Below are 15,724 nucleotides of genomic sequence, written 5' to 3'. Positions count from 1 at the left end.
AGATCGCCGCACACGCGAACGGGCCCGGCCGAAGAACCGGCCGGGCCCGTCGCGGTGAACATCAGGCGAGGTCGAAGCGGTCCAGCTCCATGACCTTCGTCCACGCGGCCACGAAGTCGGCCACGAACTTCTCGCGGGCGTCGTCGCTGGCGTAGACCTCGGCCAGGGCCCGCAGCTGCGAGTTCGACCCGAAGATCAGGTCGACCGCGGTGGCGGTCCACTTGACCTCGTCGGTCGTCACGTCACGGATCTCGTAGACGTTCTCCGTCGACTCCGACGCCTTCCACTTGGTGCCCGGCGCGAGCAGGTTGGCGAAGAAGTCGCCTGAGAGCACACCCGGCTGGTCGGTGAGGACGCCGTGCGCGGCACCGCCGTGGTTCGTGCCGAGCGAGCGCAGGCCGCCGACCAGCACCGTCATCTCGGGCGCGGACAGGCCGAGCATGTACGCGCGCTCGACCAGCAGCACCTCCGGCTGCAGCTTCTCGCCGGAGCGCAGGTAGTTGCGGAACCCGTCGGCGCGCGGCTCGAGCACCTTGAACGAGTCGGCGTCGGTCTGCTCCTGCGAGGCGTCGGTGCGGCCCGGGTGGAACGGCACGGTCGTCTCGACGCCGGCGTCGCGCGCCGCCTTCTCGACGGCGGCCGAACCGGCCAGCACGATCAGGTCGGCGAGCGAGATCTGCGCGCCGCCGGCCTCGTTGAAGTCGCGCTGGACACCCTCGAGGACCTCGAGGACCTTGCCGAGCTGCTCGGGCTGGTTGACCTCCCAGTTGCGCTGCGGCTCGAGGCGGATGCGGGCACCGTTCGCGCCACCGCGCTTGTCGGTGGAGCGGAAGCTCGCGGCCGAGGCCCACGCCGTGGAGACCAGCTCCGCGACGGAGAGCCCCGAGTCGAGGACCTTCGCCTTGAGCGCGGCGATGTCGGCGTCGTTGACGAGGTCGCCCTCGACGGCCGGCACCGGGTCCTGCCACAGCTGCGGCTCGGCGACCCACGGGCCGAGGAAGCGGCTGACCGGGCCCATGTCACGGTGCAGCAGCTTGTACCAGGCCTTGGCGAAGGCCAGCGCGAACTCGTCCGGGTTCTCCAGGAACCGGCGGGAGATCGGGCCGTAGACCGGGTCGAAGCGCAGCGACAGGTCCGTCGTCAGCATCGTCGGCTTGTGCTTCTTGTTCGGGTCGAACGGGTCCGGGATGATCTCCGGCGCGTCCTTGGCGACGTACTGCTTGCCGCCGCCGGGGCTCGTGGTGAGCTCCCACTCGTAGCCGAAGAGGATCTCGAAGAAGCGGTTGCTCCACTGGGTCGGCTTGTCGGTCCAGGTGACCTCGAGACCGCTGGTGATCGCGTCCGCGCCCTTGCCGGTGCCGTGGGTGCTCAGCCAGCCGAGGCCCTGCGCCTCCAGCGGGGCGCCCTCGGGCTCCGGGCCGACGTGGTCGTCGGCCACGGCGGCACCGTGGGTCTTGCCGAAGGTGTGGCCGCCGGCGATGAGGGCGACGGTCTCCTCGTCGTTCATCGCCATCCGGGCGAAGGTCTCCCGGATGAAGTGGGCCGCCGCCTCGAAGTCCGCGTTGCCGCGGGGACCCTCGGGGTTGACGTAGATGAGGCCCATCTCGGTCGCGCCGACCTCGGGCGCCATCTCCGACTCGCTGACGTAGCGCTCGTCGCCCAGCCAGTCGTCCTCGGGACCCCAGATGACCTCTTCGGGCTCCCAGACGTCCACACGGCCGAAGCCGAAGCCGAAGGTCTCGAAGCCCATCGACTCCAGGGCGACGTTGCCGGCGAGCACGAGCAGGTCGGCCCACGAGATCTTCTGGCCGTACTTCTGCTTGACCGGCCACAGCAGGCGGCGCGCCTTGTCGAGGTTGGCGTTGTCCGGCCAGCTGTTCAGCGGGGCGAACCGCTGGTTGCCGTCACCGGCGCCGCCGCGGCCGTCGTGGATGCGGTAGGTGCCCGCCGCGTGCCAGCTCAGGCGGATCATCAGGCCGCCGTAGTGCCCGAAGTCGGCAGGCCACCAGTCCTGCGAGGTGGTGAGCACCTCGGTGATGTCGCGCTTGAGGGCGTCGACGTCCAGCTTCGCGAACTCCTTGGCGTAGCTGAAGTTCTCGCCGAGCGGGTTGCCCTTGGCCGAGTGCGCGTGCAGCACCGACAGGTCGAGCTGGTTGGGCCACCAGTCCTTGTTCGTGCGCGGCCGGCCCCCGGTCTTCGGCGTCGGGGAGTCGATCGCCGGGTTTTCGCTCTCGCTTCCGTGCGAAGTCACCGAGTCGTGCGCGACCGGGCAACCGGCCGCCGCCTTCTTGTCCACGCCCTGCGCGCTGGACGGGTTGTCCTGGGTGGAGCTCATTTACTTCCTTCCGGGAGCGGCGAATCATTTCGGGGACGGGCGGCCGCGCAGCCGGGGCAGGTGCCCCAGTAGACGACCTCCGCCTGGTCGATCACGAAACCGTGGTCGTCCGAAGCGGTGAGACAGGGGGTGTGGCCGACGGCGCAGTCGACGTCGGCTATCGCCCCGCACGAACGGCACACGACGTGGTGGTGGTTGTCACCCACCCGGGCCTCGTAGCGGGCGTTCGCCCCGGCCGGCTGGATGCGCCGGATCAGCCCGGTGTCGGTGAGCGCCCGCAGCACGTCGTAGATCGTCTGGTGCGAGACCGTCGGTTGCTCGGCGCGCACCAGGTCGATCACCGTTTCGGTGTCGACGTGGGGATGGTCGCGCAGCGCGGCCAGCACGGCCAGCCGGGGTCGCGTGACCCGCAGCGAGACCGCCCGCAGCTGTGCTTCGAAGTCTGACATCGCCGCCGACCCTAGGGCCTTTTCTGGAATGGGTCAAGTTATGACGCCCGTCCGTGTCGGTGATCCCGGGGTTCACGCTGAGTCAGCGGCATGGCTTAGAGTCCGGGGCATGCCGGACACGCAGTACGAAGACCTCCTCCGCCACGTCCTCGACACGGGCACCCGCAAGGGCGACCGTACCGGCACGGGCACGAGGTCGATCTTCGGGCACCAGCTGCGGTATAGCCTGGCCGAGGGTTTTCCCCTGATCACCACGAAGAAAGTCCACTTCCGCTCGATCGCCTACGAGCTGCTGTGGTTCCTCCGCGGCGACGCGAACGTCTCCTGGCTGCAGGAACACGGTGTCACGATCTGGGACGAGTGGGCGGCCGACGACGGCGACCTGGGCCCGGTGTACGGCGTGCAGTGGCGGTCGTGGCCGACCCCGGACGGCGGGCACGTCGACCAGATCGCCGAGGTGCTGCGCACGCTGCGTGAGAACCCGGACTCGCGGCGGATCATCGTGTCGGCCTGGAACGTCGCCGACATCCCGCGCATGGCGCTGCCGCCGTGCCACGCGTTCTTCCAGTTCTACGTCGCCGACGGGAAGCTGTCCTGCCAGCTCTACCAGCGCAGCGCGGACCTGTTCCTCGGTGTGCCGTTCAACATCGCCGGCTACGCGCTGCTGACGCACATGATCGCCGCCCAGGTCGGGCTCGGCGTCGGCGACTTCGTCTGGACGGGCGGCGACTGCCACATCTACGACAACCACGAGGAGCAGGTCCGCACGCAGCTCGCACGCGACGCGCGGCCGTTCCCGACGCTGGGCCTGAAGCCGGCCGACAGCCTGTTCGACTACACCTACGAGCACTTCTCGATCGAGGGTTACGACCCGCACCCGGGCATCAAGGCGCCGGTGGCGGTGTGATCGGGCTGATCTGGGCCCAGGCGGCGAACGGCGTCATCGGGCGCGACGGCGCGCTGCCGTGGCACCTGCCGGAGGACCTCAAGCACTTCCGCGCGGTGACGTCGGGGGCGGCGGTGCTGATGGGCCGCCGGACGTGGGAGTCGCTGCCGCCGCGGTTCCGGCCGCTGCCGGGGCGGCGCAACCTGGTCTTGTCGGCGACCCCGCAGGAGGGCGTCGAGACGTTCGCCGACCTCGCCTCGGCGCTCGCCGCGGTGGACGGTGACCTGTGGGTGATCGGCGGCGCGGCGGTGTACCGGGCGGCGCTGCCGGTCGCGGACCGGATCGTCGTCACCGAGCTCCGGGAGTCCTTCGAGGGGGACACGTACGCGCCCGAGCTGGGCCGGCCGGCGGACTCCGTGGGGGAGTGGCTGGAGTCCTCGACCGGCCTGCATTACCGCTTCCTCACCTGGGCCTGACCGGGCACTTTCACGTGAAAGTGCCCACCTGGGGGCGGCACTTTCACGTGAAAGTGCCGCCTGCTGGGCCGTTGCGCTCCGCGGGGTTGGCGCTATACGGTTGGCGAACTAGAACACGTTATAGTTCTAGTGGCCGGTCGTAGCGAGGAGCGGACATGGCGAAAAGGGCGGCGCGCGGCGACGAGGCCGACTACGTCGTCGTCGGGTCGGGCAGCTCCGGGGCGACGATCGCGGGGCGCCTGGCACAGGCCGGGGCCAGCGTGATCGTCCTCGAAGCCGGGAAGAGTGACGAGCAGCTGCTCGTCAAGAAACCCGGGCTCGTCGGGCCGATGCACGCCGTGCCGCAGCTCAAGAAGCCGCTCGACTGGGGCTTCTACGGCGTCCCGCAGAAACACGTTCTCGATCGGCGGATGCCGGTGCCGCGCGGCCGGGTCGTCGGCGGCTCCAGCTCCATCAACGGCATGGTCTACGTCCGCGGCAACCGCGCCAACTTCGACTCGTGGGCCGCCGAGGGCAACACCGGCTGGGACGCCGACAGCGTCAACGCCGCCTACAAGCGCATGGAGGACTTCGAGGACGGCGAGAACGCCTTCCGCGGCGCAGGCGGCCCGATCCGCGTCACCCGCGCGAAGAACCCCCAAGAGGGCTCGCTGCAGTTCGTCGACGCCACCGCCGACGCGCTCGGCTGCAAGATCCTCGACGACTACAACGCCGAGTCCCAAGAGGGCGTCAGCCGGATGCAGCAGAACGCCGCCGACGGCCTGCGCTACAGCGCCTCGCGCGGCTACATCCACCACCTCGCGCCCGCCACCCTGGAGCTGCAGGACCGGGTGGTGGTCGAGAAGGTGCTGATCGAGAACGGCCGGGCGGTCGGCGTCGAGGTCCTCGACCGCGGCCGCCGCCGCACCATCCGGGCCGGCAAGGAGGTCATCCTCGCCGCCGGCGTCATCGGGTCCGCGCAGCTGCTGATGCTCTCCGGTGTCGGCCACGCGGAGCACCTCAAGGAACACGGCATCGACGTCGTCGCCGACCTGCCCGTCGGCGACAACATGCACGACCACATGTTCCACGCGCTGACGTTCCACGTGACGACCAGCAAGAACAAGGGCACGGCGCCGTACTTCGCCCGCGGCCTGGCCCGGGAGCTGCTGCGGCCCGGCACCACGTTCCTGGCGAACTCGGTCTTCGAGGCGGTCGCCTTCCTGCGCACCTCGCAGGCCGGCGCGATCCCCGACCTGCAGCTGCACCTGCTGCCGTGGGCGTACGTCTCGCCCAACCAGGACGCGCCGATCCGGCACGACGTCGACAAGCGCCCCGCGCTCACCGTGCTGACCACGCTGATCTACCCGAAGAGCCGCGGCACGCTGCGGCTCGCGTCGAGTGATCCGGCCGCGGCGCCGGTCATCGACTTCCAGTACCTGTCCGACCCGGCCGACCTCGAGCTGCTCGGCGAAGGCTCGGAGATGGTGCGCGAGATCTTCGCGTCGAAGGCTTTCAAGGGCGCGGTCAAGGAGGAGATCCACCCGGGCAAGGACCTCAAGGGCCAGGCGCTGCGCGACGCGATCCTCAACCGCGCGACGTCGGTCTACCACGGTGTCGGCACCTGCCGGATGGGCGTCGACGAGCTCGCCGTCGTCGGCCCCGACCTGCGCGTGAACGGGGTCGAGGGCCTGCGGGTCTGCGACGCCTCGATCATGCCGTCGATCACCGGCGGTAACACCAACGCGCCCTGCATCATGATCGGGGAAATGGGCGCCCAGCTCGTCCTCGGGAGCCGGTCATGACGCTCACGCCGCTCGAACTCACCCGTCCCGCTTCGGTCACCGACGCCTTCCTGCAGCAGCTCGTGGCACGGGTGCCGGGCTCGTCCGGGGCGACCTGGAAGCTCACCGAGGTCTACACCGGCGACGTGCTCGTCGAGCTGCCGCAGTCGACACCGGAGGACATCGAGCGGGCGTTCGCCGTCGCGCGCGAGGCCCAGCGGAAGTGGGCGGCCACGCCGGTCCGGGAGCGGCTGGCGGTGTTCAAGCGGGCGCACGCGCTGTTCGTCGAGCAGGCGCGGACCGTCGCCGACCTGATCCAGGTCGAGAGCGGCAAGAACCGGCGGATGGCGATCGAGGAGACCTGCGACCCGCCGATGGTGATGAGCCACTACCTCAAGCGGGCGGCCCGGCTGCTGGCGCCGACCAGGCGCGGCGGCCCGGTGCCACTGCTGACGACGTCGACCGAGGTCCGGCTGCCCAAGGGGGTCGTCGGCATCATCGCGCCGTGGAACTTCCCGTTCGCCACCGGGGTTTCCGACGCCGTGCCGGCGCTGATGGCGGGCAACGCCGTGGTGCTGAAGCCGGACAACAAGACCGCTCTTTCCCCGCTCTACGGCATCCGGCTGCTGGAGCAGGCGGGCCTGCCGGAGGGGCTGTTCCAGGTGGTCTGCGGCGAAGGTCCCGACGTCGGCCCGACGCTGATCGACCACGCGGACTACATCATGTTCACCGGCTCGACGGCGACCGGCCGGGTGATCGGCGAGCGAGCGGGCCGCAACCTCATCGGCTGCTGCCTCGAGCTCGGCGGCAAGAACCCGATGATCGTGCTCGAGGACGCTTCCCTTGCGGAAGCCGTGCAGGGCGCGATCTTCGGGGCGTTCGGCAACACGGGCCAGATCTGCATGCACATCGAGCGGATCTACCTGCCGGAGTCCCGCTACGAGGAGTTCAAGACGGCGTTCGTGGCGGCGGCTTCGGCCCTCGACGTCCGGGCGGCGTACGACTTCGGCCCCGACATGGGTTCACTGGTCTCGGTCGACCACATGCGCCGCGTCAAGTCCCATGTGGACGATGCGGTGGCCAAGGGCGCCACGGTCCTGTGCGGCGGCAGGCCCCGCCCCGACCTCGGCCCGGCGTTCTTCGAGCCGACGATCCTCGAGGGTGTCACTTCGGAGATGGTCTGCGGCGTCACGGAGACGTTCGGCCCGGTGGTGGCGCTCCACAGGTACCGCACGGTCGACGAAGCGGTGGCACTGGCCAACGACACGGACTACGGGCTCAACGCGTCGGTCTGGAGCACCGACGTCACGGCGGCCCGCGCGGTGGCGGCCCGGATCGAGTCCGGCAACGTGAACGTCAACGACGTCCTGGCGACGGCTTACGCGGCCAAGGGGACGCCGTCCGGCGGCGTGAAGAACTCCGGCGTCGGCGCTCGCCATGGTGACCAGGGGCTGCTGAAGTACACCGACGTGAAGAACCTGGCCGTGTTGAAGAAGCAGGTCATGGGACCGCGGCCGGGGCAGGGGTACGAGAAGTACGTGGAGAGCATGCTGTCCGGGCTGAAGCTGATGCGGAAGCTGCGGATCCGGTAGCTCAGCCGTCGACCAGCAGCCCCCGCAACGGGCCCTGCAGCCGGGCGACGCGGCGGGAAACGCCCGGCAGCAGGACCAGGCGGTGGGTCCGCTGCTCGCCGCGGCGTTCCCGCTCGGCCTGCTCCTCGGCCAGGGGGCGCCACAGGTTGTCGACGATGTCCGCCGAGTCCCTGTTCTCCAGCTCGTTCACCGGATGTCCGAGGTGCTCGGCCCACAACCGCAGCCGGGTCGTGCGGACCACCTCGGCGTCGTCGGTGGCGATGTTGACCTCGGTGTCGTTGAACAGCGAGTGCTCGTTGAGGTTGGCCGAGCCGATCGTCAGCCACGAGTCGTCCACGATGCCGAGCTTCGCGTGGACGTACACCGGGGCCGCCGAGTCGCCGTCGTGGGCGCTGATCGTGGTGGCCAGCAGGCGCCGGTTTCCGTCGTCGGCGTCGAGCAGCCTGCCGAGCTGGCCGCGGGTGGTGTCGGAGCCGTTGCTCGGCTTGCGCGGCAGCAGCAGGACCACGCGGAACTCGTCGGCCGGCGGGTGGCGGAGCTTGTCGAGCAGCACTTCGGCGATCTCCGGCGACCACAGGAACTGGTTCTCCAGGTAGATCAGCCGCTGCGCCGATCTCAGCGCGCGCAGGTAGCCGTCGAGGACGGTGAACTCGCCCTTCGGCAGGAAGTCGTAGGTGTCGTTCGGCACGGTCCGCAGCAGCTGGACGCGGCTGCCGCCGACGGGTGCCGGGACCGCGGGCGACGGCAGGTCCTCGCCGGCCACCTCGGTCCACCGCCGCCGGAAGTGGTCGGCGACATCGGCGACGACCGGGCCGTCGAGCCGCGCCATCAGGTCGTGCCACCCGATCGGCCGCGGCGGGTGGTCCGGGCTGTCGTGCCGGTCGCCTTCCAGCGCGGTGAGGTCGACGCCGCCGACGAACGCGACGGCGTCGTCGACGATCACCAGCTTCTCGTGGTGGCAGTGCAACGTCCGCTCGCGCGAGTCCAGCACGCAGCGCACGTCGGTGCCTTCGGTGAACTTCCGCCGTTCGTCCCGCGCGAGCTTCCGCGACGGCTGGAAGGCCGGGAAGGGCGGCCCGGCCCAGAGCAGGACGCGGACCTCGACACCCCGCCCGGCGGCCTCGGCGAGCAGCTCGCGCAGGGTGGGGGAGCCGGCCTCCCGCGTCAGCCGGAAGTCCGCGCTGGCGTGCCAGTTGGCGATGTGCACGTGGGACTTCGCCTTCCCGATGGCCTCGGCGACGGCGGGCAGCGACTCCTCGCCGTCGATGAGCACCTCGACGCGGTTGCCGTCGCGGACGGGGGCTCGCCCGCCGAGCGGGTCCCGCGCACCGGCCGGGTCGAGCACGGCACCCCAGCCGAGCCGGTGCAGCCGCCGCCGGTGGTGGGCGCACAGGACGTGCTCCAGTCCGTCGCCCAGCCGTTCGTCCACCTTGTCCACGAAGGAGGGAAAGCTCTTCACCCGTCCCATATCACTACAGATCGGCCGGACTCGCCGTGCAGTGACGCTCCGTCAGAGGTCGAGCACCAGCCGCGGGGAGCAGGCGCGGGACACGCAGAGCATCATCACCTCGTTCTCCAGCCGCTCGTCCGCGGTCAGCACGGAATCCCGGTGGTCCGGTTCGCCGCCGAGCACGCCGGTTTCGCAGGTTCCGCACGTGCCCTCGCGGCACGACGACAGCACCGAGACCCCGGCTTCCTCGACCACCTCGAGGATCGACCGATCGGCGGGCACCGGCAGCACCCGCCCCGATCCGGCCAGCTCGACCTCGAACGCCTCGCGCGGCCCCTCGTCGGCCCGCGCGGTGAAGCGCTCCACGTGCAGGTCCGCCGGGCCGAGCGCCTCCACCGCGGCCAGCAGCGGTTCCGGGCCGCAGCAGTACACCGCCGTGCCCGGCCGGACGTCGGCGAGCAGGGAAGGGAGGTCCAGCAGCCCGTGTTCGTCCTGGGGCCGGAACGTCACGCGGTCGCCGTGGCGGGCCAGCTCCTCGGTGAACGCCATCGACCCGCGCGTGCGGCCGCCGTAGACCAGGTGCCAGTCGGTGCGGGCGACCCGGTCGAGCATCGGCAGGATCGGCGTGATGCCGATGCCGCCCGCGATGAACAGGTACCGCTCGGCGTCCACCAGTGCGAAGTGGTTGCGCGGGCCGTCCACCTCGATCCGGTCCCCGGCGGCGAGCTTGTCGTGCACGTAGGCCGAGCCGCCGCGGCCGTCGGGCTCGCGCAGCACCGCCACCCGGTACGCTGACGAGTCCGCCGGGTCGCCGCACAGCGAGTACTGCCGCACGACGCCGTCCGGCAGCCGGAGGTCGATGTGCGCCCCCGGCTCCCAGTGCGGGAGCGGACCTCCGGGCGCGCGGAGGGTGAGTGCCACCACGCCGTCGGCCAGGTTTTCCTTGGCTTCCACCAGGAGTTCGAGAGTCATCAGTGTCCTTCGGGGTGGGCGAGCAGCCAGTCCCACAGCTGCACGGGGTCGTCGAACTCGCGCTCGGCGCCGCAGTGGCAGACCGCGCGCAGCCGGTCGGTGCCGAGCACCCAGTGGATGCGGTGGACCCGGTCGCCGTCGAGCATCGGCCGGTTCACGAGGCCGCCATCCGCTGCAGCATCCGGCGGGCCGCGAGACCGCCGGTGTCGATGTTGATCGACAGCTCCTGGTAGCCGTCCGGTTCGGTGGCGATCACCCGCTCGAGGACGTCGAGGGCTTCGACGTCCTGCAGCACCACGGTCCGGTTGTTCTCCGCCAGGAACGCCGAAACGCCTTCGTCGTCGAGCGCGAAGTCCCGGGCCACAGCCCAGAAGTCGTGCGTCGAGTGCTCGGTCTCCGGCGTGATCGCGTAGACGACCTCGACGTGGAAGGCGTCCGGGTCGGTCCCGTCGGGGTTCGGCACGGACCCGACCGGCGCGATGCGGCTGTGCAGCTTGTACAGGCACGGCGGCGTGTACTCGATGTCCTGCCAGCGCGTGATGCGGCCTTCGAGGCCGGTCGACTTCGCGTAGAACGGCGGGCAGGCCGCGTCGGCCATGTGCCGCGAGACGTAGACGATGCCGGCGTCCTCGTCGACCTCGGTCGTGATCGGCGTTTCGGCGACCTCCGGGGTGCCGATGTAGCCGCCGTGCAGGTAGGTCTCGTGGGACAGGTCCAGCAGGTTGTCGACCAGCAGCGAGTACCGCGCCTTGAGCGGTTCCATCCCGCAGACGGTGGTGTAGTCGGGCGAGGCGAGCCAGGGCGCCCGGGGAATCCGTGACGCGTCGGCCTTCGAAGGGTCGCCGATGAACACCCAGACGAAGGAGTCCTGCTCCACCAGCGGGTACCGGGTCAGCCGCGCGGTCCGCGGCACCCGGGTCTGGCCCGGCACGGCCACGCACTTGCCGTCGACGCCGTAGGTGAACCCGTGGTAGCCGCAGATGACCTGGTCGTCGACCAGCCGCGACGGCGCCTGCGACAGCGGGAACCGCCGGTGCACGCACCGGTCGGCCATCGCCGTGACGTTCCCGTCGCGGGTCCGCCAGAACAGGATCGGCTCCCCGCAGACGGTGCGGCTGAACAGGTCGGTGCCGATCTCGGAGCCGTAGGCGGCGACGTACCACTGGTCGCGGGGAATGGCGCTCATCGGGTCGTCCTTTCGTGGTGGGCCGGGTCACAGCGTGGCGGAGTGACCCGGGCACCACGAAGGGCTATTTCATAAGATGGAAAGCGCCCGCGAAATCGCGCGTGCACTGGTCATGACCAGCGGAGCGAGCGCGTGCGGCGACACGCTCCCGTGCCGCACGACCAGCGAGACCGCCGCGACGACCTGCCCTCGCGCGTCGTGGATCGGCGCGCCGACCGAGAGCGCGTCGAGCGTCACCTGGCGCTCGCTGATCGAGAACCCGTGGGTGCGGACGTCGGCCAGCATGTGGCGCAGCCGGTCCGGGTCGGTCACCGTCTCGCTCGTGTACCGCTCGATCGGGCTGCCCAGCACCTCCTCCTGCACGTCCGCGGGCGCGTGGGCCAGCAGGACGAGCCCGACACCCGTCGCGGTCAGCGCGAACCGCCCGCCGACGCGGGTCAGCACCGGCACCGCCCCGGTCCCGGCGATCCGCTCGATGTACACGACCTCGGCGCCTTCGCGGACGGCGAGCTGGACGTTCTCCCGGGTGATCTGCGAGAGGTCCTCCAGGAACGGCAGGGCGAGTTCCCGCAGGCCCAGGCCCCGCGGCGCGAGCGAGCCCAGCTCCCACAGCCGCAGCCCGACCCGGTAGACGCCGTCCTCGTCCCGCTCCAGCGCGCCCCACTCGCAGAACTCCCGCAGCAGCCGGTGCGCGGTCGCGGCCGGCAACCCGCTCCGCCGGGCGACTTCGCTCAGCCGGAGTGCCGGCCGGTCGGGGGAGAAGGCTTCGAGGACTCGCAGGGCGCGGCCGAGCACCGGCCCGGTGGCGCCGGGGACGCGACCTCGGTGCGGCACGGCGACCTCCGGCGGATACACAGGTTCAGAGGTCCACTATGCCCCGCGCGGCCCGGCGCGCGGCGGCGGCGTCCCGGCGTTCCTCGAACCTCGACGCCTGCGTGTCGAGCCCCTTGATGAACGTGGCGAGCTCCTCCCGCGCGGCTTCGCCGACCGCGCCGAGGCCGGTCAGGTCGAAGACCTTCCAGTACCGCAGCAGCGGCTGGACGACGTCGTCGTGGTGGATGCGCAGGTCGTAGATGCCCGCCTTGGCCATCAGCGCCGCCTTGCGCTGGAAGCTCGGGATGACCGCGCCCGGCATCGCGAAGTTCAGCACCTCGTCGGTGATCGCGCGCATCATGGCGTCCGGCGAGATCTCCAGTGCCGCCTTGACGAGGTTGCGGTAGAACACCATGTGGAGGTTCTCGTCCGTCGACACCCGGGCCAGCAGCTTCTCGGCCAGGGGGTCCTGGGTGTAGCGGCCGGTGTTGCGGTGCGAAAGCCGCGTGGCCAGCTCCTGGAACGAGACGTATGCGCAGACGTTGAGCAGCGGCTTGTCGCCGGTGTCGTAGCCCGCCTGCATGGTCTCCATCCGCATCCGCTCCAGCTCGACCGGGTCGACGGCGCGGGTGACCAGCAGGTAGTCGCGGATGCAGATGCCGTGGCGGCCCTCCTCGGCCGTCCACCGGTGCACCCACGTGCCCCAGGCGCCGTCGCGGCCGAACGCGCGCTCGATCTCGCGGTGGTAGCTGGGCAGGTTGTCCTCGGTGAGCAGGTTGACCTCCAGCGCCGTGCGCGCGATCGGGCTCACCCGGGACTGCTCGGGGTCCCACGCCTCCCCGCCCAGCTCGGCGAAGTCGCGGCCCTGGCTCCAGGGGACGTACTCGTGCGGCATCCACTCCTGGGCGACGGCGAGGTGCCGGTTGAGGTTCTCTTCGACCGTGCCTTCCAGTTCGTGCAGCAGGCGGGTGGTTTCGGGGACCGGCATGGAACGTCCTTCCGTACCTACGCGACCGTAACTTACGGTGCCGTAGGCTACGACAACGGACGCGGCGGGCGGGAGGTTCCCCGGAGCCTTCAGCGGGTGAAGTCGAACACGTAGTCCTTGAGGATCGGGCCGAAGGAGCTCTTCCCGGTGGCCCGCACGACGGCTCGCCCGGGCACGCCTGCCGCCTGGGAAAGGACTTCGCACCGCACGGCGGGATCGGCCGGGACGACCTTCGTGATCCTCGGCGAAGCACCGGCGGCCAGCGGGATGGTGGCCGACGCCGCTCCGGCGTCGAACCCGCCGATCGTCCGGCCGCCGACCACGATCCGCAGCGAGAGGGGGCCGTCCGTCGGGATCGCCCGGCCGCTGAACTGCCGCCAGTAGCCGACGCAGGTGTCGCGCCAGCTGCCGGCGTCGGCCTCGTGGGCGGCGAGCTTGGCCTTCACCTCGGCGAAGCGCCGCGCGTCGACGTGCGGTTCGAGCGCGTCCCAGGCCTGCCGCAGCCAGGAGACGTAGTGGACGCCCGTCTGGTAGCGGTACACCAGCTCGTCCCAGAAGATCCGGCCGGTGCGCATCTTCCGGTCCCACGGCACGTGGTGGAACCACATCAGCAGGTTCTCGGGAACGGTGTCGATGTCGCCGTACCGGGCCGCGAGCACCGGGAAGTACTGCGCGACGAAGTTGCTGCCGGTGGGGGAGCGGTCGTAGCCGAGCCCGGCGGTGTCGGCCTTGTTGTAGTACACCGGGCTCCAGTCGTCCCGCGCGAGCCGCTCGGCCGGGTTGGGGCCGTAGTGGTCGCTGGACCGGAACTGGTGCGCGACGCCGAGCGGGGTCTGGTAGCTCACCAGCGCTTCCCGCGAGCCCATCATCATCGCCGCGATCGTCCGGACGACGAAGTCGCGGTTGCTCCAGGTCAGCCGGACCCAGTCCTCGGCGATGCCACGGGCGTCCAGGGTCCAGTCCCAGGCCAGCCTGCCGAAGGCGTACAGGTTCGCCTGCGCGAAGTGGTGCCCGGTCAGGTTGTCGGCGTTGCCGAAGTTGGCGACGCCGACGATGGCGGTGTCCGGGTGGCCCTGGGCCGAGCCGTCGACGACGTGGCCGACCAGGCGCCGGGCCAGCAGCCTGCCGTCCGGGCCGGTGGCGTACGTGTCGGACTTCAGCACCTCTTCCCACAGCGGGCCGAGGTAGCACAGCATCGTGTTCTGCCCGGTGTACTCCTGGGTGACCTGCAGTTCGATGGCCTGGTTCGTGTGTTCCATCCGGCCGAAGAGCGGGTTCGCGGGCTCGCGCGGCTGGTAGTCGAGCGGGCCGTTCTTGGTCTGCAGGAACACGTTCTCGGCGAACCGGCCGGTCGTGCCGTCGGGCTGCGGCTCCTCGTCGATGGGGCCGAATTCGAGGTAGGCGCGCTTGAGCCGGTCCGCGTCGACGTCGGCGTTGTAGACGAACGTCCGCCAGAAGATCCGCATCCCGAGCGGTGCCACCGCCGCCGCCATGCCGTTGGCGCCGTCGCCGTGGTCGTAGCCGAGGTCCTGCGGGCCCGGCTGGCCTTCGGAGTTCGCCTTGACGGTGAACCCCATGAAGTCGGGGATCGCGGCCTGCAGCTGCCGCGCCCGGCGCGTCCACCAGTCCCGGAACTTGGCGCTGTAGGGATCCAGCTCTTCGCGGGTGAGGGTGTCGGGCGCGAACCGGGCGTCCGTCGGGGCCGCGTAGTTGATGGACACGGCCAGCCTGACCCCGTACGGGCGCAGCGCGTCGGCCAGCGCGGCTTCCTGCTCGATCGCGGCCGGGGTGAGGTAGAAGCTGTTGGCGTTGACGTTGTTGATCGTGATGCCGTTGATGCCGAGGGACGCCATCGCGCGCGCGGCCACGAGGTACCGGTCGAGGATCACCGGCAGGTTCAGCGCCGCGGAGGCGCCGGTGGCGGTGAAGTCGAAGATCGCGCCGTTTTCGCCGTTCAGCCCACCGGTGCCGGCCGGGTTGTTGCCGGCGTAGAGGCGCTCGGTCTCCCAGTAGTTCAGGTACCGGTGGTTGATCCGCGGCACCGACGAAATGTCAAGTTCGGAGACGGGCTGCTGGGCCTGGATCCGCCGGAGGAAGGCGAAAGTGCCGTACAGCGCGGCGAGGTCGGTGGTGGCGGCGATGACGATCGACCGGTGCCCGCCGCGTGTCAGCGAGCGGATGAGGTAGCCGTCGCGCCCGAGCGGTGCCAGGTCGCGCGCGGGAACGAGCCGGCGCACCAGCGGCGAGCTGTCCGGCGTGCCGACGACCACCGCGCGATCCGGGAACCCGTCCCGCACCGGCACGGGCCGCCCCAGCAGCCCGCCGAGACCGCGGACGAGCTCGTCCCGCGCCGCTTCCAGGGTGGTTTCCACCAGGTGCTCGGTGGAGCCGGGTGCCATGCTCAGGTTCGCGGTGTGGCGGTGGACCTTCGCGGCGCCGGCGTTCTCCACGACGATCGCGCCGAGCGCGGCCCGGTACCGCGCGAGCAGGCCGGAATCGGCGACCGGCTCGTAGCGCAGCCACAGGTCGGAACCGTCGTAGCCGCTCGGGAAAGCGGGCGCACTCGCGTGCGCCGGAGCGGCGCTGAACATCGAGGTGGCCACGGCAGCCCCGCTGCCGATCAGGAAGGAACGCCGGCGGAACCGGCTCTGCTCGTTCTCGTCGCTGGAAGACACCGTGCCCCCATCGTGTTCACGAGTATTTAGTTCGGTTCCCGCACTATTGCGGGGTTCGGTCCGCGCTGTCAAGAATTGGCGATATACCGGGGAAATCCCGAAAGTTTCGGCGTGTCGGGACGGCCTGCCCCGGCCCGGA

13 protein-coding genes are annotated in these 15,724 nt (G+C 70.7%); 4 read left to right on the top strand and 9 right to left on the bottom strand.

Annotation, left to right across the window (positions count from 1 at the left end):
• Positions 1-61: 61 nt before the first annotated feature.
• Both katG and BLW76_RS29755 read right to left on the bottom strand, forming a co-directional pair.
• The gene (katG, locus tag BLW76_RS29760) at positions 62-2,335 is read right to left on the bottom strand and encodes a catalase/peroxidase HPI (protein ID WP_091313532.1); all 2,274 of its coding nucleotides are present in this window, start codon (positions 2,333-2,335) and stop codon (positions 62-64) included.
• Positions 2,332-2,784, bottom strand: coding sequence for a Fur family transcriptional regulator (locus tag BLW76_RS29755; protein WP_091313529.1), 453 nt, complete (start codon positions 2,782-2,784; stop codon positions 2,332-2,334). The genes katG and BLW76_RS29755 overlap by 4 nt, the downstream gene beginning before the upstream one ends.
• A gap of 109 nt (positions 2,785-2,893) precedes the next feature.
• On the opposite strand from BLW76_RS29755, the gene BLW76_RS29750 reads away from it, so the two are divergent.
• The 4 genes from BLW76_RS29750 to BLW76_RS29735 all read left to right on the top strand — a co-directional run bounded on the left by BLW76_RS29750 (position 2,894) and on the right by BLW76_RS29735 (position 7,501).
• Positions 2,894-3,691 carry a thymidylate synthase gene (locus BLW76_RS29750; RefSeq protein WP_091313527.1) on the top strand — a complete coding sequence of 266 codons (798 nt, stop codon included), beginning with the start codon at positions 2,894-2,896 and terminating at the stop codon, positions 3,689-3,691.
• Positions 3,688-4,146, top strand: coding sequence for a dihydrofolate reductase (locus BLW76_RS29745; RefSeq protein WP_091313524.1), 459 nt, complete (start codon positions 3,688-3,690; stop codon positions 4,144-4,146). Before BLW76_RS29750 ends, BLW76_RS29745 begins: the two co-directional genes overlap by 4 nt.
• Positions 4,147-4,301: 155 nt before the next feature.
• A complete protein-coding gene (locus BLW76_RS29740; protein ID WP_091313521.1) occupies positions 4,302-5,930 on the top strand; it encodes a GMC family oxidoreductase in 1,629 nt (542 codons plus the stop codon).
• Positions 5,927-7,501, top strand: coding sequence for a succinic semialdehyde dehydrogenase (locus BLW76_RS29735; protein WP_091313518.1), 1,575 nt, complete (start codon positions 5,927-5,929; stop codon positions 7,499-7,501). Before BLW76_RS29740 ends, BLW76_RS29735 begins: the two co-directional genes overlap by 4 nt.
• A gap of 1 nt (position 7,502) precedes the next feature.
• On the opposite strand, the gene BLW76_RS29730 is transcribed toward BLW76_RS29735, so the two are convergent.
• The 7 genes from BLW76_RS29730 to BLW76_RS29700 all read right to left on the bottom strand — a co-directional run bounded on the left by BLW76_RS29730 (position 7,503) and on the right by BLW76_RS29700 (position 15,585).
• Positions 7,503-8,969 (bottom strand): phospholipase D-like domain-containing protein, encoded by a 1,467-nt coding sequence (locus BLW76_RS29730; RefSeq protein WP_244170366.1) that lies wholly within the window; start codon positions 8,967-8,969, stop codon positions 7,503-7,505.
• Between the two features lie 42 nt (positions 8,970-9,011).
• Positions 9,012-9,923 (bottom strand): PDR/VanB family oxidoreductase, encoded by a 912-nt coding sequence (locus tag BLW76_RS29725; RefSeq protein WP_091313514.1) that lies wholly within the window; start codon positions 9,921-9,923, stop codon positions 9,012-9,014.
• Complete coding sequence (locus BLW76_RS29720; protein WP_091313511.1) at positions 9,923-10,081, bottom strand: hypothetical protein; 159 nt, start codon at positions 10,079-10,081, stop codon at positions 9,923-9,925. The genes BLW76_RS29725 and BLW76_RS29720 overlap by 1 nt, the downstream gene beginning before the upstream one ends.
• Entirely contained in the window at positions 10,078-11,109 is a 1,032-nt protein-coding gene (locus BLW76_RS29715) for an aromatic ring-hydroxylating oxygenase subunit alpha (protein ID WP_091313509.1), read from the bottom strand. The genes BLW76_RS29720 and BLW76_RS29715 overlap by 4 nt, the downstream gene beginning before the upstream one ends.
• Positions 11,110-11,178: 69 nt before the next feature.
• Positions 11,179-11,943 carry an IclR family transcriptional regulator gene (locus BLW76_RS29710; RefSeq protein WP_167384773.1) on the bottom strand — a complete coding sequence of 255 codons (765 nt, stop codon included), beginning with the start codon at positions 11,941-11,943 and terminating at the stop codon, positions 11,179-11,181.
• Between the two features lie 25 nt (positions 11,944-11,968).
• Positions 11,969-12,910, bottom strand: a complete 942-nt coding sequence (locus BLW76_RS29705; protein ID WP_091313504.1) for an acyl-ACP desaturase — start codon at positions 12,908-12,910, stop codon at positions 11,969-11,971.
• An 89-nt stretch (positions 12,911-12,999) separates the two neighbouring features.
• Positions 13,000-15,585: an alpha-glucuronidase family glycosyl hydrolase gene (locus BLW76_RS29700; RefSeq protein ID WP_091313502.1), complete on the bottom strand. Its 2,586-nt coding sequence runs from the start codon at positions 15,583-15,585 to the stop codon at positions 13,000-13,002.
• Positions 15,586-15,724 lie beyond the last annotated feature (139 nt).

Origin of the sequence: Amycolatopsis tolypomycina (assembly GCF_900105945.1) — a bacterium.
Taxonomy (GTDB): Bacteria; Actinomycetota; Actinomycetes; order Mycobacteriales; family Pseudonocardiaceae; genus Amycolatopsis; species Amycolatopsis tolypomycina.
Note: the sequence above shows the minus strand (reverse complement) of the source record. Positions and strands in the feature narration are given on the sequence as shown.